The following is a 23,078-nucleotide window of genomic DNA, read 5'->3' as shown; positions in this document are numbered from 1 at the left end:
GGCAGCGAGGGGAAGTAGAGTCATGGCCGTGTCGCGCAGCGGACTGATTGCCGCACTGGATGTCGGGTCGTCCAAGGTGTGCTGTTTCATCGCGCGGGCCGATGGCGGCACGCTCAGGGTGATCGGGATCGGCCACCAGCTGTCGCGCGGCCTGCGCAGCGGCAACGTGATCGACATGGATGCCGCCGAGCAGTCGATCCGCGCCGCGGTGGAAACCGCCGAGCGGATGTGCGGCGAAACCATCCGCGACGTCTACGTCAGCATCAATGCCGGCAGCCCGCAGTCGCTGACCGTCGGCGTCGAGGTCGCCATCGACGGCCACGAGGTCACCGAACACGATGTCGGCCTGGTGCTCGACCAGGGCCGCCGCCACGAGCATCCCGGCGACCGCGAGATCATCCATTCGATCCCGGTCGGCTATACCATCGACGGCTCGCGCGGCATCAAGGACCCGCGCGGCATGGCCTGCGAGCGGCTCGGCGTCAACATGCATATCATCACCGCAGGCGCCGGCCCGTTGCGCAACCTGTCGACCTGCGTTGCCCGCGGTCACCTGCGCATCGCTGGCCGGGTGGTGGCGCCGTTCGCCGCCGGGCTTGCCTGTCTGGTCGAGGACGAGATGGACCTCGGCGTCACCCTGATCGACATGGGCGGCGGCACCACCAGCCTGGCGGTGTTCTACGACGGCCAGCTCGTGCATGTGGACGTGGTGCCGCTGGGCGGTGCCCATGTCACCAACGACATCGCCCGCGGGCTGTCCACGCCGCTGGCCCATGCCGAGCGGCTGAAGACCCTCTATGGCACCGTGCTGCCGAGCCCGTCGGACGATACCGAGACCATCGACGTCCCCCAGGTCGGCGAGACCGACGAGCATGCCCATAACCAGGTGCCGCGCTCGATCCTGACCGGCATCATCAAGCCGCGACTCGAAGAGACCATCGAGCAGGTCCGCGAACGACTCGCGCAGTCCGGATTCGAGAAGCTGGCCGGCCGCCGCGTCGTGCTGACCGGCGGCGCCTGCCAGCTGCAGGGCGTGCGCGAACTCTCGGCCCGTATCCTCGACAAGCAGGTCCGGCTCGGCCGCCCCATCCGTGTGGGCGGACTGGCCGAGGCAACCGGCGGTCCGGCCTTCTCGGCCTGCGCCGGACTTCTCTCATATGCGCAGCAACAGGGGGCGGAGCGCATGATCCGTCTGCCCGAACCCGAACCGGCACCGAACAGTGCTGTCGCGCGAATCGGCCGCTGGCTGCGTGCGAATTTTTGATCGTGTGGAAATGACGTCAAAGACGATGATCGAAATGATCAGCATCCATGCGGTTTTCGAAAGGTCGCTTGCATCGCGTAGCGACTTTGGTCATTGCAATGGTTAACCCTGGAGGAGAACATGGGTATCAATCTTAGCATGCCGACCACGCGGGAACTGAAGCCCCGCATCGTCGTCTTCGGCGTGGGCGGGGCCGGTGGCAACGCCGTCAACAACATGATCAACGCCCAGCTCGAAGGCGTCGAATTCGTCGCCGCCAATACCGACGCCCAGGCGATCAACATGTCGCTGACCGAGCGGCGCATCCAGCTCGGCGTCTCGCTGACGCAGGGCCTCGGCTGCGGCGCCAAGCCGGATGTCGGCCGGGCCGCGGCGGAGGAATCGATCGAGCAGATCGTCGAGCACCTGCAGGGCAGCCACATGGCCTTCGTCGCTGCCGGCATGGGCGGCGGCACCGGTACCGGGGCCGCGCCGGTGATCGCCCGGGCCGCCAAGGAGATGGGTATCCTTACGGTTGGTGTCGTGACCAAGCCGTTCTCGTTCGAGGGCAGCCAGCGCATGCGGCTGGCCGAGGCCGGCATCCGCGAGCTGCAGGAATACGTCGACACCCTGATCATCATCCCGAACCAGAACCTGTTCCGGGTCGCCAACGAGAAGACCACCTTCGCGGATGCCTTCAAGATGGCCGACAACGTCCTGCAGTCGGGCGTGCGCGGCATCACCGACCTGATGGTCATGCCGGGCCTGATCAACCTCGACTTCGCCGACGTCCGTTCGGTGATGAGCGAGATGGGCAAGGCGATGATGGGCACCGGCGAGGCCGATGGCGATCATCGTGCCATCGAGGCGGCCGAGCGTGCGATCGCCAACCCGCTGCTCGACGACATCTCGATGAAGGGTGCCCGCGGCGTGCTGATCAACATCACCGGCGGCCCCGACCTGACCCTGTTCGAGGTCGACGAGGCGGCCAACCGCATCCGTGAGGAAGTCGACCCCGAGGCCAACATCATCGTCGGCTCGACCCTGGACGCGAACATGGAAGGCCGCATGCGGGTTTCCGTGGTCGCCACCGGCATCGATGCCGCCGCCCAGGCCGAGCAGAAGCCGCTGGCCACGCCGGCCCTGCGTCTGGTCACCCCGCCGCAGGCCAAGCCGGTCAACTTTGGCGCCGGCCAGGCCACCCGCCCGGCCACGGCCGCCCAGGTCGCCATGCCGCAGCAGGGCCCGGTCAGTGCCGGCGCCACCGCGCTGGCCATGCCGCAGCCGGTCATGCAGGCGCAGCCTGCCCCGATGGTACAGCCGATGGCTGATCTGCCGGCGCCGGGCGTGCTGCCCGCCGCTCTGCAGGCGCCGCTGGCGGAACCGGTTGCCGAACCGGCCGTGGCGGTTGCCGCCGCTCCGGTGGTCGACTTCGAGGCGGTGATGGCCCCGGCCGGCGTCCAGTCGCCGCGTCCGTTCGCGGCCGAGGTGGCGGCTGCCGGCCATTTCGTGCCGCAGCCGGCCCAGCCGCTGCCGCCGCGCATGCCGGTCGCCGAGGTCCGTCAGCCGGATCCCTTCGCGGAAGCCGACATGGTCAACCGGCCGGCCGAGCCGCGGAAGAAGATCGGCCTGTTCGAGCGCATCACCGGCGCCCGCGGCCGTGAGGCCGAGGCCCAGCCGGCCCGTCAGCACGAGCCGCAGTTCGCCCGCCAGGCGGCTCCGGCACCGATGGCGCCCCCGGCCTCTGTCGCAGTCCCGGCGCCGGTCGCGCCGGAAGTCCCGCGCCAGGCCGATCTGGGGTTGCTGCCGACCGCTGCGGCACCCGCGCCGAACCGGCCCCAGGATGACCTTCTGGACATCCCGGCCTTCCTCCGCCGCCAGGCCAATTAAGGGGTAATTAACGTCGCCGGCATAAGGGTTTATCCCATGCCGGCGACGTTACAGTTAGAAACAGAGAGTGATTTGTTGTTGCCGGGGGTGGTTGGTACAACCATCCCCGGTTTTTGTTTGTGCGGACGGCGCCGATTCGTTTTCAGCCGGCCGCGATTGTAAGGAGTTCCCGCGTGGCCCATTCCGGCAAGATCGCCCAGAAGACCCTGAAGAACCGCATCAAGTGCTCGGGCATCGGCCTGCACAGCGGCGCCATGGTCCATATGGTGCTGAACCCGGCCGCGCCGGATACCGGAGTGGTGTTCCGCCGCACCGACCTGCCGGGCCAGCCGCTGATCCAGGCGCGCTATGACAAGGTCACCGACCTGCGCCTGTGCACCACGGTCGCCGCCGGCGAGGGCATCTCGGTCGGCACTGTCGAGCATCTGATGGCCGCGCTCGCCGGCATGGGCGTCGACAACGTGCTGATCGATGTCGATGGCCCGGAAGTGCCGGTGATGGACGGTTCCTCCGCGCCCTTCGTGTTCCTGATCGAATGCGCCGACCTGATCGAGCAGGTCGCGCCGCGCCGCTATCTCAGGATCCTCAAGAAGGTCGAGGTCCGCGACGGCGAGGCAAGCGCCGCCCTGCTGCCGGCCGAGGGCTTCGCGATCGATTTCGAGATCGAGTTCGCCAACCAGATGATCGGTCGCCAGAGCGCCGCCTTCCAGCTTGAGCCGGGCCGCTTCAAGGCCGATATCGCCCGCGCCCGCACCTTCGGTTTCGTGCAGGAGGTCGAGCATCTGCGTTCGCTGGGCCTCGCCCGCGGCGGATCGCTGGAGAATGCCGTGGTGCTTGGTCATGACCGCATCCTCAATGACGACGGTCTGCGCTACGAAGACGAGTTCGTGCGTCACAAGATCCTCGACGCGCTGGGCGACCTGTATCTGACCGGCGCGCCGATCATCGGCCGCTACGACGGCCGCCGCTCGGGCCATGCGCTGAACAACAAGCTGCTGCAGGCGCTGTTTGCCGACCAGAGCGCCTTTGCCTGGACCACCCATGCCAAGGCCCGCGACGCCGCCCGTGTCCTGCCGGCCGCCGATATCGGCACCGGCCTGCGTCCGGCCGTGGCCGACGCCGCGCACTGACCGCAGCCTATTTCACTGCAGAAAAGCCCCGCTGCGGCGGGGCTTTTTTTATGCGCTGATCAGGCCGCGGCGGACAAAAAAACGCCGCCGGTCTGCTGACCGGCGGCGCTGGACGCCGAAGCCGCCCGCCGGCCTGATGGCCGGCGGCACGGTCCGCATTCCGTATCTCAGTTGCCCGGGGCGGCGAGGCCGGCTTCGCCGGTCTCCTCGTCCTTGTAGCGGCTGGCGATGCTCTTGATCAGGCCGGCGACCGCCGAGCGGATCGTGGTATCCTCGATGTCGCTGAAGTTGCGCACCAGCTCGATGGTCGAGCGGTTCTTGCCGCCATGCTCCATCGGCTTGCTCTCCACCGTGTCCTTGAGGCCGTCGAAGAAGTAGGCCATGTCGACATGCAGGCGCTGGGCGATCTCGAACAGGCGGCCGGCGCTGACGCGGTTGGCGCCGGTCTCGTACTTCTGGACCTGCTGGTAGGAAATCTTCAGCGAGTTCGCCAGCTCCTCCTGGGTCAGGCCCAGCTCGGTGCGACGCGACCGAATCCGCTCTCCGACATACTCGTCAACGCGCGTGGCAATCTTTCCCATTGGTGGCACCCCTTGGCGAAGCTCTCCGTGGCCGCCCCCATGGGCGGCCATCATTAATTCGGCAGTCTCAAGCGACCTGTCGTTGCTCCGGATGCATTCTTATGCACCCCGTGAGGGCGTGGCCTGCCGCCTGTCCCATCCGGCCGGCCCTGACTGGAGGCCGACATCCCGGTTGGGATATGGAATCTCACAAAATCTTACGGCACCGGACAAGAAGCATGTGTACTAACAATCACAACGTCCGAACATCTCTTCCGGGTGTCACAATTCTTTGTGGGGGCCGGCAGCTACTCGCCTTGCGGGATTTTCCCTGAAAGGAACCATGACCTGTGAGACACCTATACCTCTAATACGCGAATATAGCCGGCTGGAAAATCGTTCAGAAGTATAGGTCGGCGTTTTGGCCGGAAAACTGCAAATGGGATGCAGGTAGGATTATTAGCCGCGTCATAGTTCGAAAGGCGTAAGAATTGCGAGGGTTTACTGGGGAATAGCCGCGCCCGAGCTTGATTTTGGCGGGGGGCCATGCGACAGAATCCGCCCATGCCGAAGCTCGCCACACCGGATTCCCCGGCCGCCGTTAACAATTTCCGACGGGCCGCTGCCGCCATTCTCCTGACGGTGGTGCTGGCAGCCTGCGGCAAGACCGAGGCGCCCTATGTCGAGCGACCGGTCGAGGACCTCTATAACGGGGCGATGAACGCCGTGGCGGCCTATAACTGGGAAGCCGCCGCCAAGGGCTTCGACGAGGTCGAGCGCCAGCATCCCTATTCGGTCTGGGCGACCAAGGCCGAGATCATGGGGGCCTACGCCTATTACCAGCAGAACAAATACACCGACGCGGTCTCGGCGGCGCAGCGCTTCCTGCAGCTGCATCCGGGCAACAAGGATGCGCCCTACGCCTATTACCTGATCGCCATCTGCTATTACGAACAGATCACCGATGTCGGCCGCGACCAGAAGATCACCCAGCAGGCGCTCGACGCGCTGCAGGAAGTGGTGCGCCGCTATCCGACCAGCGAATATGCCCGCGACGCCCGCCTCAAGATCGATCTGACCAACGATCACCTGGCCGGCAAGGAAATGGCTATCGGCCGCTACTACCTGCACCAGGGCCTGTATATCGCCGCCATCAACCGTTTCCGCACCGTGATCGAGAAATACCAGACCACGACTCAGGTGCCGGAAGCGCTGCACCGCCTGACCGAGGCCTATCTGTCGCTCGGCGTGCTCGACGAGGCGCAGAATGTTGCCGCCGTGCTCGGCTACAATTACCCGGGCAGCGAATGGTACGCCGACACCTACAGCCTGCTGACCGGCCAGAAAGTCGCCTCCAGCGACGAGCAGAAGCAGAAAGAAGGCTGGATCGGCCGTACCTGGCACTCCGTCTTCTGACCGCCATGCGGCGCAGCCGATCCTGCGGGCGCCGCCCGGCTCTGAAGCCGATCCACCCGCCATGCTGACCAACCTGAGCATCCGCGACATCGTCCTGATCGAACGCCTCGACCTTGCCTGCGCGGCGGGGCTTGGCGTGCTGACCGGCGAGACCGGCGCCGGCAAGTCGATCCTGCTGGATGCGCTGGGCCTGGCGCTCGGCCGCCGCGCCGATGCCGGCCTGGTGCGCAGCGGTGCGGCCCAGGGCGTGGTCAGCGCCGCCTTCGACCTGCCGGCGAAACATCCCGCGCGTGCCATCCTGGCCGAACAGGCCATGGACGAGGCCGGCGATGAACTGGTGCTGCGCCGCGTGGTCGGCGCCGACGGCAAGAGCCGCGCCTTCATCAATGACCAGCCGGCCAGCGTCGCCCTGCTGCGGCGGATCGGCGACACGCTGGTCGAGATCCACGGCCAGAATGACGAGCAGGGGCTGACCGACGCCACCATCCACCGCGCCTTGCTCGACGATTACGCCGGGCTGGAGGGCGAGGTGGCGAGCCTGCGCGGCGCCCACCAGGCGATGCGGGCGGCGGAAGCCGCGCTCGCCGGGGCGCGGCAGACGGCCGAGCAGGCCGCCCGCGAAGAGGATTTCCTGCGCCATGTGACGACCGAACTCGAGGCACTGAAGCCGCAGCCGGGCGAGGAACCGGAGCTGGCGCAGCAGCGCAGCCTGCTGCAGGCCGGTGAGAAATTGGCCGTGGCGATGCAGGAGGCGCAGGGCGCGCTGGAGCAGGGCGGCGGCGTCGATGCGCGCCTGCGCGCCTGTCTGCGCGCGCTGGAACGGGTGGCCGAGCGGGCCGGCGGCCGGCTCGATGCGCTGATCGCCCAGGCCGACCAGGTGCTGCTGCAGGCCGGCGAACTGGCGGTCGCACTCGATACCACCGCCCGCGAGCTTGATCTCGATCCGAACCGGCTGGAGCGCGTGGAAGAGCGGCTGTTCGCGCTGCGTGGTGCCGCCCGCAAGCATAATGTTCCCGTCGATGATCTCGCCGCACTGGCCGAACGCTATGCCGAGCGGCTGGCGCTGATCGACAACCAGACCGCCGCGCTCGGCAAGCTGGAGAAGGCAGTCGCCGAGGCGCGCGCCGCCTACGAGGCGAAGGCCGGGTCGATCTCGGCGGCCCGGCGCAAGGCGGCGGCGAAACTCGACAAGGCGGTGGCTGGCGAACTCGCGCCGTTGAAGCTCGGCGCAGCGAAATTCTCGACTTCGGTCGAGGCGCTGCCGCCCGAGCAATGGAGCGCCGAGGGCGCCGACCGCGTGCAGTTCCTCGCTGCCACCAATCCCGGCACCGCGCCGGGCTCGCTGGCCAAAATCGCCTCGGGCGGCGAGCTCAGCCGCTTCATGCTGGCGCTGCGTGTCGTGCTGGCCGGCCGCGGTTCGGCCGGCACGCTGATCTTCGACGAGGTCGACCGCGGCGTCGGCGGCGCCACCGCGGCGGCAGTCGGCGAGCGGCTGGCGCGGCTGGCCGGGCAGGTGCAGGTGCTGGTGGTCACCCATTCGCCGCAGGTCGCCGCCAAGGGCGGCCAGCACTGGCGCATCGCCAAGCGCGAGACCGGCCCGGCGAAGAACCGCACCACGCTGACCGAGGTGGCGCCACTGGACGCACCGGACCGCCGCGAGGAAATCGCCCGCATGCTGGCCGGTGCCACCATCACCGAGGCCGCGCGCGCCGCCGCCGACAGCCTGCTGGCCGGCCACGAGGCCTGACCATGAGCCGGCAGCGTGCGAAACCGGTGGCCGATCTCAGTCCCAGGCAGGCGAAGCTTGAGCATGCCCGCCTGGAGGAAGAGATCGCCGCGCATGACAGGCGCTACCACCAGGAAGACGCCCCCAGTGTTTCGGATGCCGATTACGACGCCCTGAAACGTCGCCTGCTGGAGATCGAGGACCAGTTCCCCGATCTCGCCACGCTCGGCGGCGTTTCCAGCCGGGTCGGCGCGGCGCCGGCGGCGGGCTTCGCCAAGGTGAAGCATGCAAAGCCGATGTTGTCGCTCGACAATGCCTTTGCCGACGATGAGGTGGCAGATTTCCTCGGCCGCATCCGCCGCTTCCTCAACCTGAAGATCGATGACGAGCTGACGCTGATCGCCGAGCCGAAGATCGACGGCCTGTCGGCGTCCTTGCGCTACGAGAACGGCGAACTGGTGCGCGCCGCCACCCGCGGCGACGGCCAGGAGGGCGAGGATGTCACGGCGAATATCCGCACCCTGAAACACGGCGTGCCGCACAGGCTGCACGGCAAGGGCTGGCCCGACGTGCTGGAAGTGCGTGGCGAGGTCTATATGACCCGCACCGACTTCCTGAAGCTGAACGGGGCGCAGGAGGAGGCGGGGGGCAAGATCTTCGCCAATCCGCGCAATGCCGCCGCCGGCAGCCTGCGCCAGCTCGATTCATCCATCACCGCGAAACGGCCGCTGCGCTTTTTCGGCTATTACTGGGGCGAGATTTCCGCGCCGCTCGGCCGGACCATGCTGGAATGCCGGGATCGCCTCGAACACTGGGGCTTCACGCTCAACAGCCCGGTGACGGTCTGCCACAGCGCCGAAGACCTGCTCGCCTATTATCGCGACATCGCCGCGCGGCGCGCCACCTTGCCGTTCGACATCGACGGCGTGGTCTACAAGGTCGACCGGCTCGACTGGCAGGAACGGCTCGGCTTCGTCAGCCGCAGCCCGCGCTGGGCTATCGCCCACAAGTTCCCCGCCGAACAGGCGCAGACCATTCTCGAGAAGATCGACATCCAGGTCGGCCGTACCGGTGCGCTGACGCCCGTGGCCAAGCTGAAACCGGTCAATGTCGGCGGTGTGCTGGTCTCCAACGCCACCCTGCATAACGAGGACGAGATCGCCCGCAAGGACGTGCGTGTCGGCGATACGGTGATCGTGCAACGCGCCGGCGATGTCATTCCGCAGGTTGTCAGTGTAGTGATGGAAAAGCGGAAACCGGAATTTGTCCCGTTTCAGTTTCCGGACAAATGTCCCGTCTGCGGCGCCCCGGCCGAGCGCGAGACCGATCCGAAATCCGGCGAGGCGGATGTGGTGCGCCGCTGCACCGGCAGCGTCACCTGCCCGGCCCAGCTGATGGAGGGGTTGCGCCATTTCGTCTCGCGCAGCGCCTTCGACATCGAGGGGCTGGGCGAGAAGCAGATCGCCGCCTTCTACGAATTCGGCTGGCTGAAGGAGCCCGCCGATATCTTCCGCCTGAACAAGCATGTGCCCGACCTGCTGAAGAAGGACGGTTACGGCGACACCTCGGTGAACAACCTGATGCGCGCCATCGAGGAACGGCGGACCATCGGCTTCGACCGCTTCATCCATGCACTCGGCATCCGCCATGTCGGGCAGGAGCGGGCGCGACTGGTCGCCCTGCATTACCCGGACGTGCGCAGCTGGCTCGACGCCATGGATGCGGCAAAGGACCGCGAAGGCGAGGCCTGGGACGATCTCATCGGCATCGACAAGATGGGCGACGTGGTGGCCCACGCCATCGTCACCTTCACCACGCGCAGGCACAGCCGCGCGGTGATCGAACACCTGCTGAAGGAACTGAAGGACGTGGTGCCGCCGGCGCGGCCGGCGCAGGATTCCGCCGTGGCCGGCAAGACCGTGGTGTTCACCGGCAGTCTCGAGAAATTCACCCGCGACGAGGCCAAGGCCCGCGCCCTCAGCCTGGGCGCCAAGGTGGCCGGCTCGGTCTCGAAGAAGACCGACTATGTCGTCGCCGGCCCCGGCGCCGGCAGCAAGCTGGCCGAGGCCCAGAAGCACGGCGTGGCGGTGCTGAGCGAGGACGACTGGCTCGCCCTGATCGGCGGCTGACGCCATGCTGACCGAACGGCCAATTCCCGACCTCGCCGAGACGACCGGCACGACAGCGATTGCACTGGATTTCGAGACGGCGAGTGCCGCGCCCGGCGCGGTCTGTTCCATTGGCCTCGCCTGGATCGGCGGCGCAGGCCGCGTCACCCATAGGGCGCACCGGCTGGTACGGCCGCGCGACATGCGCTTCGCGCCCATGAACATCGCCATCCACGGCATCCAGCCCCATGACGTCGAGCATGAGCCGGAATTCCCCGGCATCTGGGACGAGCTGCTGCCGCATCTGGAAGCCACCCCGCTGCTGCTGGCCCATAACGCGCCCTTCGATATCGGCGTGCTGCGCGATGTACTCACCGCCTATGGCCTGCCCTGGCCGAGTTTGCGTTTTCTCTGCACGGTGAAGATCGCCCGTGCGCAATGGCCGGATCTGCCGGACCACAAGCTGCCGACGGTGGCCGGCCATCTCGGTCTCGACCTCGACCATCATGCCGCCGACAGCGACGCGGCGGCCTGCGCCGGCATTGCGCTCGGCGCCATGGCCGAGAGTGGTGCTGCGGGGTTCGACGACCTGCTGCCGCGGCTTGGCATCCAGGCCGGAAAACTGGAGCCGGGCTATCACGAACCCTGCACCAGCGCGTCGCAGCGCCGGGCCGCCTTCCGCCGCCAGCGCCTGCCGGCGTGGTTGCGGCAGCGATAAGGCGCGGCGTCAGCCCTTCTTTACTTCCGCTTCATAGCGCGCTTTCGTTTCGGCATTGGGCGGGTAGAGGCCGGGCAGGGCGGTGCCTTTCTCGACCTCGCCCATGATCCAGGTTTCCAGCCGCTCCTGCTCGACGGCTTCCGCGGTGACCTCGGCGACCAGCGCCTGCGGGATCAGCACCGCGCCATCGGTGTCCAGCACGATCACGTCGCCGGGGAAGACGGCGACGCCGCCGCAGCCGATCGGCTGCTGCCAGTCGACGAAGGTGAGCCCGGCGACGCTGGGCGGCGCCGCGGCGCCGTCGCACCAGACCGGCAGGCCAGTGCCCAGCACGCCGGCGAGGTCGCGCACCACGCCGTCGGTCACCAGGGCGGCGACGTTCTTCTTCTTCATGCGGGCGCAGAGGATGTCGCCGAAGATGCCGGCGTCCTTCACGCCCATGGCATCGACCACGGCGATGCAGCCATCCGGCATCGCCTCGATGGCGCCGCGGGTCGATTTCGGCGAGGCCCAGCTTGCCGGCGTCGCCAGATCCTCGCGCGCCGGCACGAAGCGGAGCGTGAAGGCCTCGCCGACGATGCGCCTGTCCTGCGGCGTCAGCGGCCTCGCGCCGCGCAGCCAGACATTGCGCAGGCCTTTCTTGAGCAGCACGGTGGTCAGCGTGGCGGTGGTGACCAGTTCCAGCGCCGATTTGATCCGGGTATCAAGCATCAGGGCGGCCTCCTCCTGCCGCGGCAGCAGGCTAGGACCGCCACGGGGCCGCTGGCAAGCTGCAGATCCGTGATCGTTTGATCCGGCGCAAACAGGAAGAGATTTATGCCCCTAACGGAGCGGGCTTCTTATGCGCCTAACGGCGCCGTCGCCTGCTTCAGCCAGGCGCGTGTCGCCTCGTCGACCTGCGGTGCGACATCCTGCCAGACCAGCGCGTGATAGGCGTCGATCCAGCCGACCTCCTGCGGCGTCAGCAGGGTGAGGTCGATCAGCCGCTGGTCGAGCGGCGCGCGGGTGATGGTCTCGAACCCGAGCCAGCGCTTGCCGTTTTCGGCCTGCTCGGTCTCGACGCGCACGGCGACCAGGTTCTCGATGCGGATACCATAGGCACCGGTCTTGTAGTAGCCGGGCTCGTTGGAGATGATCATGCCGGGCTTGAGCGCGATCGGGCTGCCGAGCTTGGCGATGCGCTGCGGGCCTTCGTGCACCGAGAGATAGCTGCCGACGCCATGGCCGGTGCCGTGGTCGTAGTCGAGGCCGACCTCCCACAGGACATGCCGCGCCAAGGCATCGAGCTGTTGGCCCGAGGTGCCTTCGGGGAAACGCGCGCGGGCCAGCGCGATATGCCCCTTGAGCACGCGGGTGAAGCGGTCGCGCATCTCGGGCGAGGGCAGGCCGATGGCACCCCCCGCGATGAAAACCGTGCGGGTGATGTCGGTGGTGCCGTCGGGATACTGGCCGCCGGAATCGACCAGATAGAGTGTGCCCTGCTCCAGCTTGCGGTTGGTCTCTGCCGTGACGCGGTAATGCACCACGGCACCATTCGGCCCGGCGCCCGAGATGGTGGTAAACGAGAGGTCGCGCAACGAATTGTCGAGCCGGCGGAAGCCTTCGAGCCTGGCGGCGGCGCCGAGTTCGTCGACGCCGCCCTGCGGCGCGGTGGCATCGAGCCAGGCGAGGAAGCGGCTGACCGCGGCGCCGTCGCGGCGATGCGCCGCCCGGCTGCCGTCGAGTTCGGCGGCGGTCTTGCAGGCCTTGGGCAGCAGGCAGGGGTCCTCGCAGCGCATCAGCGTGGCGCCGGCGGCGGTCAGCCGGCGGGCCAGATAGGCGCCGCTGGTGGCCGGATCGATCTGTACGGTCTTTTTTGCGCGGCCCAGCGTATCGAGCGCAGCATCGAAGCCGGCCGGCTCATGCAGCCGCACGTCGGCGAGATGCCGGCGCACGTCGGCGCCGAGCTTGCGGCCGTCGATGAACAGGTCGACGCCGCCGTCGCGGTCGACCATCGCCATCGACAGCGGCAGCGGGGTATGCGGCACGTCGCTGCCGCGGATGTTGAGCAGCCAGGCAATCGATTCCGGCAGGGTCAGCACCACGGCGTCGGCGCCGCGGCCCTGCAGGTTCTCGGCCAGCTGGGCGCGCTTGTCGGCGGCGCTGCGGCCGGTTAGCGCCTCGTCCTGTGCGATGACCGGCCCGAGCGGCGGCGGCGGCTGGTCGGTCCAGACCGCGTCGATCAGGTTGCGCTCGACCGGGGCCAGCACGGCACCGGCCGCCTCGCAGGCCGCCGCCAGCCGGCGCAGGCCGTCCTCGGTATGCAGCCAGGGATCGCAGCCGAGCCGCTCGCCATGGCGCAGGGTGGATTTCAGCCAGTCGGCCGGCGGCTCGTCGCTGATATGGCGGCGCTCGAACAGGGCACCATCGACCTGCTGCTGCAGCTGCAGGGTATAGCGGCCGTCGCTCCAGATCGCGGCGCGGTCGCGCAGCACGATGGCCAGCCCGGCCGAACCGGTGAAGCCGGTCAGCCAGCTGAGCCGCTGGGCGCGCAGCGGCACATATTCGCTCTGGTATTCGTCGGTCAGCGGCACGATGAAGCCGGCGAGGTCCTGCCGCGCCAGCTCGGCCCGCAGCGACTCGAGGCGACCGGCCACCGCCGTGCGGTCCTCGATGGCGGCGGCGAACTGCGCCGCCAGCCCGGACACCATTTCCTGGATCTGCGCCGCCGGCACCGGCAGGTCGCGCGGCAGCAGGCCGATGCCCGGAAATTGACCGAAGGCCGGCGGCGCCGCGGCGATCCCGCGGAGGAATCCGGCGAGGTCGGCGGGCAGGGCGGCAAGGTCCGGCTGGTGCAGTGTCATCGGAGAACCTTTTGCTGACTCAATAAGATAATGCGGCCGATGTCAAAAAGTGTCCATGCCTAGCTATGCGTTTTCTGCAATGCTGCGTGGGGAAACATTCAAGGCTAACCCATTGTTTTTTATAGGGTGCGGTGCAATATTCCACCCGTGGCCGCGATGCACAGAGACAAGCCCGGCCCGCAATGGAGACTGAAATGAACACCCTGCGCAACGAGACCGTTTATGCCATCCCGGCGAATCTGGCGCCGCTGAGCGCCGCCGAGATCGAGGCTTATGCGCGTCGTATCCGCGCTGAAGCCGTTGCCAAGCTGGTCCGTACCGGCGTGGCCAATCTGAAGACCCTTGCCGTGCGTTTCAAGGCCCGTCAGCAGCAGCGTCGTGCCGTCGAGGAGCTGAATGCCCTCGATGACCAGATGCTCCGCGACATCGGCCTGAGCCGCTCGCAGATCCCGGCCGCCGTGGCCGGCCTGATCGAGCGCCCGTTCGCCGGTGCGGTCAACGAGAATGCCGTCGACGCCCAGGTCATCCGCCTGGCGCCGCGCGCGGCCTAAGCCTTTCGCGTTTTACGAGTTCCTCCCCCCGGGAACTCGATTCCGGCGCCGGATCGCGCCCTGCCCAGCGTCCCCCTCCCCTGTAGGGCGTCGCGCGATCCGGCCGCCATTTTTCCTCCCCCGAGTGTGGTTCAGGCACGGTTTTTGACCGTGCCTTTTCCATGCGCGAAAATCCGGGGGCAGCCATACGCTGAGCGCATGGCAGGGTCTGCAGTGCCCAAATCCTGCACGATCCCTATGCTGATCAATTATCGGGCAGCGAGCCGGGGCAGTTTGGTCATTTTTTCTACACAATTGATTCCATTGCGGATTTCATAAAAATACCACTTGCGAATCAGTTTGTGCAGTGCAATATTTACGTCAGTCATGCTGACATATTCTAAACGGACCACAGCATGACGGAGGAACACCCGGGGCGGCTTCATCCACTTAAGGAGATGGCCATGAAAACCCCGAACGAGCAGTCCACCACCCTCAACAGCTATCCGTACCACTATCTCGGCCTGACCGATTACGTGCAGCTCGAGATGGAAGCCCGCCGCATGCGCGCCCGCGCCATTGCCGTTGCCCTGCAGCAGGGCTGGGCGATGCTGGTCGCCAGCTTCCGCCGCCAGGCCGCCGAGGCCGAGCTGCGCGCGCTCGACGACCGCACCCTGCATGACATGGGCCTGAACCGCACCAGCATCCCGGCCGCAGTGGCCGGCGACGTCTATCGTCCGTCGGCGCCGTCGAACGACGCCCAGGTGGCGAAGGTGCAGACCCTGAAGCTGAAGGCCGAAGCCGCGGCCTGATCCGTCTGTTCCGGCCCGGCGCCAAGGGGGGCGCCGGCTGTCGGGACTAGGTCCGGCGCCGCCGGGCAAAAACCAGCGTGTGCCAGCCCTCGCGCGCAATGCGGCGCTGCAGGGCCAGTCCGGTCGCCCGGTAGCGGGCGACGATCAGGCGTTCCTCGCGGGCCAGCAGCCCGGAGAGGACGAGATGGCCGCCCGGCGCCACCAGCAGGGCGAGACCGGTCGCCATGCGGCAGAGCGGTTCGGCCAGGATGTTGGCCACCACCAGATCATAGGGTCCGGCCGTCACCAGACGCGGATCCTTCGGCCGGCTCGCGGTCAGGGCGGCGATGCGCCGGGCCAGCCCGTTGCGCCGCACATTGGCCGCGGTGACCGCCACCGCCACCGGATCGATATCGGCGGCCAGACACTGCCGCGTGCCGGCTTTGGCCGCCGCCATGGCGAGAATCCCCGAACCCGTCCCCATGTCCAGCATGCGCCGCGGCGGCCGCACCCGGCAGAGGTCGTCGATTGCCAGCAGGCAGCCGTAAGTGGACGGCGCCCGGCCGGTGCCGAAGGCCAGCCCGGCATCGAGCTGGAGAGCCAGCCGGCCCGGCGGTGCGCTGCCGGCATCATGGGCGCCATGAACGAAGAACCGCCCGGCGGCAATCGGCGCATTGACGATATTGGTGTGGCGCACCCAGTCCTGCGGCGGCAGGTGGCGGAAGGCGATCACCGGCGCGGCGATGCCGAGGGCTGCGGCGATATCGGCGAGGCGCCGGCGCCACAGGCCTTCATCCGGCGGCGCATCGAACAGCACCTGCAGGCGCCAGTCGGGACTCATGGCCAGGCCCGGCCGCGGCACCTCGTAGGAGGAGACCGCCAGCAGATCCTCGTCAGCCACCAGCTCCTCGGCGGCGGGGATCAGATCGACCGGCACGTCGAGTTCGACCGACCAGAATTCGGGAGAGAGCGGCATAACCGGAGCTTTCGCTGTCAGGCTTTTTCGACAAAGGAGGCAATGACGCGCTTCTCGCCGGCCTTCTCAAAGGCGATCAGCAGCTTGTTGCCTTCGATGCCGCGGATGCGGCCATAGCCGAACTTGACGTGGAAGACGCGGTCGCCGAGGCCGAAGGCGAGGTCGTCGGGGCTGTGCTGCACCACGTCGTCGTCGCTGACATGGCGGACGCGGCCCTCGATCAGGCCGGCCGGCCGGCGTTTCTGCGGGCTGAAATCCCAAGTATGGCCGCCGTAATCGCCGCGATTTGCGCCGGCGGTGGCGCTGTCGGCGAAACCGCCGAAGCCGCCGGGCCGCGCCGAGCGGTACAGTCCGGCCGCGGCGCGCTGCTCGACATGGTCGGGCGGCAACTCGTCGAGGAAGCGCGACGGGATCGCCGAGGTCCACTGGTTGTAGATGCGGCGGTTGGCGGCATAGGTGATATGGGCCCGCTTGCGAGCGCGCGTCAGGCCGACATAGGCGAGGCGGCGTTCTTCTTCCAGACCCGCCGTGCCGTTGCCTTCCAGCGAGCGGCGGCTGGGGAAGAGTTCCTCCTCCCAGCCGGGCAGGAAGATGTAGTCGAACTCCAGGCCCTTGGCCGCATGCAGGGTCATCAGGCTGACCATCTCGGCGTCTTCGCTGTTCTCGGTGTCCATCACCAGCGCCACATGGTCGAGGAAGCCGGCGAAATTCTCGAACTCGCCGAGCGCACCGATCAGTTCCTTCAGATTTTCCAGCCGGCCCGGTGCCTCGGGCGACTTGTCCTCCTGCCACATCCGCGTATAGCCGGATTCCTCCAGCACGATCTCGGCGACTTCGGTATGCGGCAGTTCCGCCGCCTGGCTCCGCCAGCGCGCGAAGTCACCCATCAGGGCCTTCAGCGTGTTGCGCTGCTTGGGTTTGATCTCGTCGGTCTGCAGCAGCTCGTCGAGCGTCGCGGTCAGCGAGCGGCCGGCGGCGCGCGCCGCCTTGTGCAGCATCTGCAGGGTGCTCTCGCCGAGGCCGCGCTTGGGCACGTTGACGATGCGTTCGAAGGCGAGATCGTCGTCGGGCTGCATGATGACGCGCAAGTAGGCGATGGCGTCGCGGATCTCGCGGCGTTCGTAAAACCGCAGGCCGCCGACCACGCGGTATTTCACGCCGATGGTGAGGAAGCGTTCCTCGAAGGCGCGGGTCTGATGGCCGGCGCGTACCAGGATGGCCATCTGGTTGAGCGAGACGCCGTCGCGCTGCAGGGTTTCGATCTCCTCGCCGGCGACACGGGCCTCCTCGTCGCCGTCCCAGACGCCCTGCACGATGACCTTCTCGCCCTCGTTCAGCTCGGTCCACAGGGTCTTGCCGAGCCGGCTTTCGTTATGGGCAATCAGGCCCGAGGCGGCGCCGAGGATATGCGGTGTCGAGCGGTAGTTGCGCTCCAGCCGCACGATCTTGGCGCCCTCGAAATCCTTCTCGAAACGCAGGATGTTGCCGACCTCGGCGCCGCGCCAGCCGTAGATCGACTGATCATCATCGCCGACGCAGCAGATGTTGTGATGCTTCTGCGCCAGCAGCCGCAGCCACAGGTACTGCGCCACGTTGGTGTCCTGGTATTCGTCGACCAGGATGTAGCGGAACTGGTGCTGGTATTTCTGCAGCACCTGCGCATGCTCGCGGAACAGGGTCAGGTTATGCAGCAGCAGGTCGCCGAAATCGCAGGCATTGAGCTGCAGCAGCCGTTCGCAGTAGAGGCGGTAGAGCTGCGGCCCCTTGCCCTCGGCGAAACCGGTCTCGCTGTCGGGCAGCTTGCCCGGCGCCAGGCCACGGTCCTTCAGGCGGTCGAACTGACCCTTCAGCAGGCGCGGCGGCAGCTGTTTCTCGTCCAGCCCCTCGGCCTCGATGATCTGCTTGATCAGGCGCAGCTGGTCGTCGTCGTCGAGGATGGTGAAATTCTGCTTCAGGCCGACCAGCTCGGCATGGCGGCGCAGGATGCGGTTGGCGATGCCGTGGAAAGTGCCGAGCCACAGGCCCTCGACGACACCGCCGATCAGCTGGTCGACGCGCTCGCGCATCTCGCGGGCGGCCTTGTTGGTGAAGGTCACCGCGAGGATCTGGCTCGGCCAGGCCAGCCGGCGGTAGAGGATGTTGGCCAGCCGCGAGACCAGCACGCGGGTCTTGCCGGTGCCGGCGCCGGCCAGTACCAGCAGCGGGCCGTCCAGATGCGCGGCAGCCTCGCCCTGGGCCTCGTTCAGGCGGGCAAGCCAGTCGGGGGCGGGCAGGGCGGCGCCACGGTCGGCTTCGGGCGGCGGCGCGGCCGCTTCCGGCTCGAATCCGGACAGGTCAAAAGGGTCGGAAGACATGTCGCCTACATAGCGTAACCGGCCCCCAAGGGCCACCTTTGCGGCCCAGCATCATGTCTGGATCATGTCTGGGCTCGCCGGAGGCGCATCGGGGCGATTGCCCGGCCGGCGCCAAAGCGCTACCTGTAGGGAATCCAAGGAGAAACGCCATGGCCCTCGTCGCCGCTGCCCAGCATCGCCTGACCCCCGCCGCCACCGATGCGGCGATTGCCGCCCTCAAGCAGCTGCTGGGTGAGCGCCTGTCGACGGCCCAGCCGGTGCGCGACCAGCATGGCCGCGACGAATCCTGGGCGCTTCCGTCGCCGCCCGATGCCGTGGTGTTCCCCGACAGCACCGAGGAAGTCGCCGAGATCGTCAAGATCTGCGCCGCCCATGGCCTGCCGGTGATCCCCTATGGCGCCGGCACTTCGCTGGAGGGCCATGTCACCGCCCTGCAGGGCGGCGTCACCATCGACCTGATGCAGATGAACCAGATACTGAAGGTGAATGCCGAGGATCTCGACGTCGTGGTGCAGCCCGGCGTGCGCCGCAAGCAGCTCAACGAATACCTGCGCGACACCGGCCTGTTCTTCCCGATCGACCCTGGCGCCGATGCCTCGCTCGGCGGCATGGTCTCGACCCGCGCCAGCGGCACCAATGCCGTGCGCTATGGCACCATGCGCGAGAACGTGCTGGCGCTGACCGTGGTGATGGCCGACGGCCGCATCATCCGTACCTCGAAGCGCGCCAAGAAGTCGGCCGCCGGCTATGACCTGACCCGGCTGTTCATCGGTTCGGAAGGCACGCTCGGCATCATCACCGAGATCACCCTGAAGCTCTACGGCATCCCCGAGGCGATGGCGGCGGCGACCTGTTCCTTCGATACCCTGGAGGGCGCGGTCAACACCGTGATCCAGACCATCCAGGCCGGCATCCCGGTGGCACGCATCGAACTGCTCGACGACGTGCAGGCCGATGCGATCAACAAGTATTCCAAGCTCGATCTGCCGGTGCAGAACATGCTGATGCTGGAATTCCACGGCACCGAGGCCGGCGTCGCGGAACAGGCCGAGATGGTGCAGGCGCTGGCCAGCGACCATGGCGGGCAGAATTTCCAGTGGGCGACCAAGGCCGAGGACCGTGCCAGGATGTGGGAGGCCCGTCATGCGGCGGCCTATGCCTGCAAGGCTTTGCGCAAGGGCTGCGAGATCATGGCGACCGATGTCTGCGTGCCGATCTCGCGGCTGGCCGACTGCATCATCGAGACCAAGGACGACGTGGTGAAGACCGGCTTGGTCGCGCCGCTGGTCGGCCATGTCGGCGACGGCAATTTCCACCTTTCCGTGGTGATCGACCGCAACAACCCCAAAGAGGTCGAGACGGTCGAGGCCTTCAGCGAGCGCCTGGTGCACCGGGCCTTGCGCATGGACGGCACCTGCACCGGCGAACACGGCATCGGCAGCGGCAAGATGAAATACCTGACGGCCGAGCATGGCGAAGCGGTCTCGGTGATGCGGGCGATCAAGAAAGCGCTGGATCCCGATAACCTGATGAATCCGGGCAAGATTTTCAGCCTCTAGGGACGGGCGGCGGGAGATTGTTAACCCCGGCCCGGCTAGCCTGAGCCCATGAGCCAGGCCATAGCGAGCGTGCAGGCGGCGGAAGAGGCTGTCCGGCAACAGCCGGGCAATCCCGTTGCCCTGATGGAACTGGGCGGTGCGCTGCATGATCATGGCCGCCACGACGAGGCCGGTGCGGTGCGGCGGCAGGTGGTGGCGATGCTGTCGGCGGCGATGGCCAGTGACGTCAGCCCCGAACTGGGCTTTCTGATCGATGGCCTGCTCTACCGGCATTTCGTCAAGAAGATCGAGACCGAGCGGCATGTCCGCGATTGCTTCCAGTCCTGGCTGGAACCGATGGCGGCGCTTGGCCGGCGGCTGCGCGATCCGCATCTGCCGCAGCCGCTGTGGACGCCGCAACCGGAGCGGCCCTGGCGGGCAGCCTTCCTGCTGCAGACCCCGGCCCTGCTGGGGCATACCGATGCGTTGTTCGAATTGCTGCGGCACCGGCCGCGCGGCATGCCATGGCACGATACGCCCATGGTTTTCGTGCTGTCGGGCCAGAGCGCGGAGCTGACCCGGCGCTGTGCGGAACTGGGCGTGCAGGTCTGTTATCTCGAAAGCGAGAACGGCCGGCCGCTCAACGGCCAGTACGAAAGACTGTCGTCGATGCGCCGGCGTATCGCTGCCGAAGGGATCAGCCATTTCGTCTGGCTGTCGGCGCCGGGGCAGGCGATCATGACCTTCACCATGCGGGTGGCGCCGGTCCAGATCTTCTGGACCCTGAAATTCCACCCGTTCCGGCTGCCGGAGATCGACGAGTATATCTCTCAGGGCAACTGGGCGGAGACCGAACGCCGGATGCATGGCGAGTTGTGGAAAACCATCCGGCTGTCGATCGGCAACATCCTGGCCGATGCCGATCCGGCGCGGGTTGCCGCCGAGCGCAGCCGCTTTGCCTGCCACGATATCCTGTTCGGCGTCCTGTCGCGGGAGGAGAAGCTGAATTCCGAAGCCTATCTCGCCATGGTGACGGCGATCCTGCAGCGGCATCCGCAAGCGGGCTTCGTCTGGGCCGGCCGCAGCGAACTGCCCGCGGTGACGGCGTATTTCGCCCGCCATGGCGTGGCGGACCGCTGCCATTTCATCGGCTGGGTCGATACCAGCCTGTACGTGCGGGTGATCGACATTTTCCTGGAGACCTTTCCATTCGGCTGCGGCATCACCGCGATGCAGGCACTGGCCGCCGGCACCGCCTTTGTCTCGCTGGCGATGCCCGACACGCAATACGGCCTGCAGTTCCTGCGCATGATCGAGGCCGGCGGGGCACTGGCAGAACAGACCCGGGCCCTGATGCGGCCGGCGGATGGTGGGGCACCGCTGGCCTTCGTCGACAGCGAGGCGGAGTATCTGGCGATCGCCGGACAGCTGGCCGCCGATGCCGGATTCCGCCAGACGGTCGGAGCGGCGGGACGGCGATATTATACCGAGTATATGTCGAACGGGTCGGCGATGGCGGAACGGTTTTTTGATATCCTGGCCCGGGCCCGCCAGCCCGGCATGGCGACCGGAGGAGGCAACGGCTGACATGGCGATCGAGGCAGTATACCTGACCCTGCTGACCAAGGCGGTGCAGCTTTTGCGCCAGCGCACCGGCGACAACCGTCGGCTGACAGCGCTGGCGCTTGGTTATCCCGACCTGCTGGTGCCGGAGGCGAATCTGATGCAAATTCTCGGCCCGCAGATCATGCAGAACCTGCCGCAACGTGCTGATGCGGCGCAGATCTGGCGCTGGCACGGTCTGCAGGGCGCGACGGATCCGCTGTATGATTCCCTGGCGGTTTTGGACCGGCTTGGCCTCGATGTCACCGTGATCGACATCGTGGCGGCGCGCGGCAACGAGCGGATCGTCGATCTTAACGAGCCACTGCCTGATGATCTGCGCAACCGGTTCGACATCGTCATCGATACCGGTACCTGTGAACACTGCTTCAATGTCGGCGTTGCCTTCCGCAACGCCTGTGAAGCCGTCGGCCAGAACGGTTTCCTGATCCATGCCGCTCCGCTGAACCGCTACAATCACGGCTTCTGGAGCTTCAATCCGACGATCTATCCCGACTATTTCGGCGATAACGGGTTCCGCCTGCATTATATCAGCGGCATCGAGTGCAACCTGGCCGAGGGCTTTTCCGCTTTTCCGGTCGAAATGACGAGACGGTTCGGCAAGGCGCAGGACAATGCCGCGCTCTACGTGCTGGCTGAACGGCTCGAGATCAGGCCGCAGGTCTGGCCGGTGCAGCACAAATACCGGACCTGAATCATGAACAAGATGCAGCCGCGACATGCCTGCCACCTGAAGGCAGCCTGCCGCAATCCGGTGGTTTTCGTGTCGGCAGACTGCAGACAGCCCGAGGCCGCATGACGCCACGTCCCCTCATTATCCTCGGCGCCGGTGGCAACTCGCTGTCGATCCTCGATGCCGTCGACGAGATCAACCGCCGCGCCCCGAACCGGCCAGTCTATGACCTGCGCGGCTTTCTCGACGACCTGCCGCAGAATCGTGGCACCAGCATTTTCGGCCGCCCCGTGCTCGGCCGTGTCGACCAGGCGCGCGACTTTGACGGATGCTGGTTCATCAACGGTGTGGCCAGCCCGGCGACCTACCTGAAAAAGCCGGAGGTGATCGCGCGCAGCGGCATTCCTGCCGACCGCTTCGAGACGGTGATCCATCCCGCGGCGACGGTATCGCCGAACTGCCGGGTCGGCATCGGCACCACGATCATGGCCAACAGCGTGATCTGCGCCGGCGCGACCATCGGCAATCATGTGATCATCCTGCAGAACACGGTGGTGAACCATCATTCGGCGATCAGCGACTACGTCACCCTGTCGTCGGGGATCACCATCCTCGGCTTTACCGATATCGGCGAGAATGCCTTTATCGGCGGGGCGGCGTCGATCCGGCCGCATATCCGGATCGGCGCCCGGGCCCTGGTCGGCATGGCCTCGGTGGTGGTCAAGGATGTCCCCGACGATGCGGTGGTGGCCGGCAACCCGGCCCGGCCGCTCAAGCCCCGGGCCAGCCTGCCCGAGGCCTGATCCGGCTGCCCGCCGCCGATATCCGGGGAAAACGCCGGGATCCGGAGACTGCCGAGGCCGACTCGGGCACTGGAAAACCCCGGGGCGAAGCCCTATTCTCACTGCCCTGTGTATCCGCCTGCAATTCCGCAGGCATACGAAGCAGTTACAGACGTA

Annotated in this window: 18 protein-coding genes; 13 read left to right on the top strand and 5 right to left on the bottom strand. The window is 67.1% G+C overall.

Annotated features, from left to right (window positions below; genetic code table 11):
- Positions 1-22: 22 nt before the first annotated feature.
- From ftsA to lpxC, 3 genes are all read left to right on the top strand, one after another.
- A complete protein-coding gene (gene ftsA, locus ACFOOQ_RS19885; protein WP_379729429.1) occupies positions 23-1,264 on the top strand; it encodes a cell division protein FtsA in 1,242 nt (413 codons plus the stop codon).
- A 120-nt stretch (positions 1,265-1,384) separates the two neighbouring features.
- Positions 1,385-3,133 carry a cell division protein FtsZ gene (gene ftsZ / locus ACFOOQ_RS19880; protein WP_379729428.1) on the top strand — a complete coding sequence of 583 codons (1,749 nt, stop codon included), beginning with the start codon at positions 1,385-1,387 and terminating at the stop codon, positions 3,131-3,133.
- A 173-nt stretch (positions 3,134-3,306) separates the two neighbouring features.
- A complete protein-coding gene (gene lpxC / locus ACFOOQ_RS19875) occupies positions 3,307-4,263 on the top strand; it encodes a UDP-3-O-acyl-N-acetylglucosamine deacetylase (protein WP_379729426.1) in 957 nt (318 codons plus the stop codon).
- A gap of 167 nt (positions 4,264-4,430) precedes the next feature.
- Here the strand turns inward: lpxC and ACFOOQ_RS19870 are convergent, their stop codons facing one another.
- Positions 4,431-4,844, bottom strand: coding sequence for a helix-turn-helix domain-containing protein (locus ACFOOQ_RS19870; RefSeq protein WP_379729425.1), 414 nt, complete (start codon positions 4,842-4,844; stop codon positions 4,431-4,433).
- 543 nt (positions 4,845-5,387) lie between these two features.
- On the opposite strand from ACFOOQ_RS19870, the gene ACFOOQ_RS19865 reads away from it, so the two are divergent.
- The 4 genes from ACFOOQ_RS19865 (at position 5,388) to ACFOOQ_RS19850 (ending at position 10,791) form a co-directional block, all read left to right on the top strand.
- The gene (locus tag ACFOOQ_RS19865; protein WP_379729424.1) at positions 5,388-6,239 is read left to right on the top strand and encodes an outer membrane protein assembly factor BamD; all 852 of its coding nucleotides are present in this window, start codon (positions 5,388-5,390) and stop codon (positions 6,237-6,239) included.
- 61 nt (positions 6,240-6,300) lie between these two features.
- A complete protein-coding gene (recN, locus tag ACFOOQ_RS19860; RefSeq protein WP_379729422.1) occupies positions 6,301-7,986 on the top strand; it encodes a DNA repair protein RecN in 1,686 nt (561 codons plus the stop codon).
- Positions 7,987-7,988: 2 nt separating this feature from the next.
- The gene (gene ligA / locus ACFOOQ_RS19855; RefSeq protein WP_379729420.1) at positions 7,989-10,094 is read left to right on the top strand and encodes an NAD-dependent DNA ligase LigA; all 2,106 of its coding nucleotides are present in this window, start codon (positions 7,989-7,991) and stop codon (positions 10,092-10,094) included.
- Between the two features lie 4 nt (positions 10,095-10,098).
- On the top strand, positions 10,099-10,791 hold the full coding sequence (locus ACFOOQ_RS19850) for a 3'-5' exonuclease (protein ID WP_379729419.1): 693 nt from the start codon (positions 10,099-10,101) through the stop codon (positions 10,789-10,791).
- Positions 10,792-10,800: 9 nt separating this feature from the next.
- On the opposite strand, the gene ACFOOQ_RS19845 is transcribed toward ACFOOQ_RS19850, so the two are convergent.
- Both ACFOOQ_RS19845 and ACFOOQ_RS19840 read right to left on the bottom strand, forming a co-directional pair.
- Positions 10,801-11,502, bottom strand: a complete 702-nt coding sequence (locus ACFOOQ_RS19845) for a ribonuclease activity regulator RraA (protein ID WP_379729418.1) — start codon at positions 11,500-11,502, stop codon at positions 10,801-10,803.
- A gap of 128 nt (positions 11,503-11,630) precedes the next feature.
- Positions 11,631-13,634, bottom strand: coding sequence for an aminopeptidase P family protein (locus ACFOOQ_RS19840; RefSeq protein WP_379729416.1), 2,004 nt, complete (start codon positions 13,632-13,634; stop codon positions 11,631-11,633).
- Between the two features lie 194 nt (positions 13,635-13,828).
- On the opposite strand from ACFOOQ_RS19840, the gene ACFOOQ_RS19835 reads away from it, so the two are divergent.
- Both ACFOOQ_RS19835 and ACFOOQ_RS19830 read left to right on the top strand, forming a co-directional pair.
- Positions 13,829-14,185 carry a DUF1127 domain-containing protein gene (locus ACFOOQ_RS19835; RefSeq protein WP_379729415.1) on the top strand — a complete coding sequence of 119 codons (357 nt, stop codon included), beginning with the start codon at positions 13,829-13,831 and terminating at the stop codon, positions 14,183-14,185.
- Positions 14,186-14,628: 443 nt separating this feature from the next.
- Positions 14,629-14,976 (top strand): DUF1127 domain-containing protein, encoded by a 348-nt coding sequence (locus tag ACFOOQ_RS19830; protein WP_379729414.1) that lies wholly within the window; start codon positions 14,629-14,631, stop codon positions 14,974-14,976.
- Positions 14,977-15,022: 46 nt separating this feature from the next.
- Here the strand turns inward: ACFOOQ_RS19830 and ACFOOQ_RS19825 are convergent, their stop codons facing one another.
- Complete coding sequence (locus ACFOOQ_RS19825) at positions 15,023-15,931, bottom strand: 50S ribosomal protein L11 methyltransferase (protein WP_379729413.1); 909 nt, start codon at positions 15,929-15,931, stop codon at positions 15,023-15,025.
- Positions 15,932-15,948: 17 nt separating this feature from the next.
- A complete protein-coding gene (locus ACFOOQ_RS19820) occupies positions 15,949-18,285 on the bottom strand; it encodes an ATP-dependent helicase (protein WP_379729412.1) in 2,337 nt (778 codons plus the stop codon).
- A gap of 149 nt (positions 18,286-18,434) precedes the next feature.
- On the opposite strand from ACFOOQ_RS19820, the gene ACFOOQ_RS19815 reads away from it, so the two are divergent.
- From ACFOOQ_RS19815 to ACFOOQ_RS19800, 4 genes are all read left to right on the top strand, one after another.
- A complete protein-coding gene (locus ACFOOQ_RS19815) occupies positions 18,435-19,844 on the top strand; it encodes an FAD-binding oxidoreductase (RefSeq protein ID WP_379729410.1) in 1,410 nt (469 codons plus the stop codon).
- A 48-nt stretch (positions 19,845-19,892) separates the two neighbouring features.
- Complete coding sequence (locus ACFOOQ_RS19810) at positions 19,893-21,410, top strand: glycosyltransferase (protein ID WP_379729409.1); 1,518 nt, start codon at positions 19,893-19,895, stop codon at positions 21,408-21,410.
- A 1-nt stretch (position 21,411) separates the two neighbouring features.
- A complete protein-coding gene (locus tag ACFOOQ_RS19805; RefSeq protein WP_379729408.1) occupies positions 21,412-22,140 on the top strand; it encodes a hypothetical protein in 729 nt (242 codons plus the stop codon).
- 101 nt (positions 22,141-22,241) lie between these two features.
- Positions 22,242-22,922 (top strand): acetyltransferase, encoded by a 681-nt coding sequence (locus ACFOOQ_RS19800; RefSeq protein ID WP_379729407.1) that lies wholly within the window; start codon positions 22,242-22,244, stop codon positions 22,920-22,922.
- The last annotated feature ends 156 nt before the right edge of the window (positions 22,923-23,078 follow it).

The organism is Ferrovibrio xuzhouensis, from assembly GCF_042648965.1.
Taxonomy (GTDB): Bacteria; Pseudomonadota; Alphaproteobacteria; order Ferrovibrionales; family Ferrovibrionaceae; genus Ferrovibrio; species Ferrovibrio xuzhouensis.
The sequence above is the reverse complement of the archived record's forward strand: the minus strand, read 5'-3'. Positions and strand labels throughout refer to the sequence as shown.

What these genes read in the sequence shown, in the direction of transcription:
- ftsA (WP_379729429.1), top strand. Translation starts at nt 23, where the DNA reads ATGGCCGTGTCGCGCAGCGGACTGATTGCCGCACTGGATGTCGGGTCG.
- ftsZ (WP_379729428.1), top strand. Translation starts at nt 1,385, where the DNA reads ATGGGTATCAATCTTAGCATGCCGACCACGCGGGAACTGAAGCCCCGC.
- ACFOOQ_RS19870 (WP_379729425.1), bottom strand. Translation starts at nt 4,844, where the DNA reads ATGGGAAAGATTGCCACGCGCGTTGACGAGTATGTCGGAGAGCGGATT.
- ACFOOQ_RS19865 (WP_379729424.1), top strand. Translation starts at nt 5,388, where the DNA reads ATGCCGAAGCTCGCCACACCGGATTCCCCGGCCGCCGTTAACAATTTC.
- recN (WP_379729422.1), top strand. Translation starts at nt 6,301, where the DNA reads ATGCTGACCAACCTGAGCATCCGCGACATCGTCCTGATCGAACGCCTC.
- ligA (WP_379729420.1), top strand. Translation starts at nt 7,989, where the DNA reads ATGAGCCGGCAGCGTGCGAAACCGGTGGCCGATCTCAGTCCCAGGCAG.
- ACFOOQ_RS19850 (WP_379729419.1), top strand. Translation starts at nt 10,099, where the DNA reads ATGCTGACCGAACGGCCAATTCCCGACCTCGCCGAGACGACCGGCACG.
- ACFOOQ_RS19845 (WP_379729418.1), bottom strand. Translation starts at nt 11,502, where the DNA reads ATGCTTGATACCCGGATCAAATCGGCGCTGGAACTGGTCACCACCGCC.
- ACFOOQ_RS19840 (WP_379729416.1), bottom strand. Translation starts at nt 13,634, where the DNA reads ATGACACTGCACCAGCCGGACCTTGCCGCCCTGCCCGCCGACCTCGCC.
- ACFOOQ_RS19835 (WP_379729415.1), top strand. Translation starts at nt 13,829, where the DNA reads ATGAACACCCTGCGCAACGAGACCGTTTATGCCATCCCGGCGAATCTG.
- ACFOOQ_RS19830 (WP_379729414.1), top strand. Translation starts at nt 14,629, where the DNA reads ATGAAAACCCCGAACGAGCAGTCCACCACCCTCAACAGCTATCCGTAC.
- ACFOOQ_RS19825 (WP_379729413.1), bottom strand. Translation starts at nt 15,931, where the DNA reads ATGCCGCTCTCTCCCGAATTCTGGTCGGTCGAACTCGACGTGCCGGTC.
- ACFOOQ_RS19820 (WP_379729412.1), bottom strand. Translation starts at nt 18,285, where the DNA reads ATGTCTTCCGACCCTTTTGACCTGTCCGGATTCGAGCCGGAAGCGGCC.
- ACFOOQ_RS19815 (WP_379729410.1), top strand. Translation starts at nt 18,435, where the DNA reads ATGGCCCTCGTCGCCGCTGCCCAGCATCGCCTGACCCCCGCCGCCACC.
- ACFOOQ_RS19810 (WP_379729409.1), top strand. Translation starts at nt 19,893, where the DNA reads ATGAGCCAGGCCATAGCGAGCGTGCAGGCGGCGGAAGAGGCTGTCCGG.
- ACFOOQ_RS19805 (WP_379729408.1), top strand. Translation starts at nt 21,412, where the DNA reads ATGGCGATCGAGGCAGTATACCTGACCCTGCTGACCAAGGCGGTGCAG.
- ACFOOQ_RS19800 (WP_379729407.1), top strand. Translation starts at nt 22,242, where the DNA reads ATGACGCCACGTCCCCTCATTATCCTCGGCGCCGGTGGCAACTCGCTG.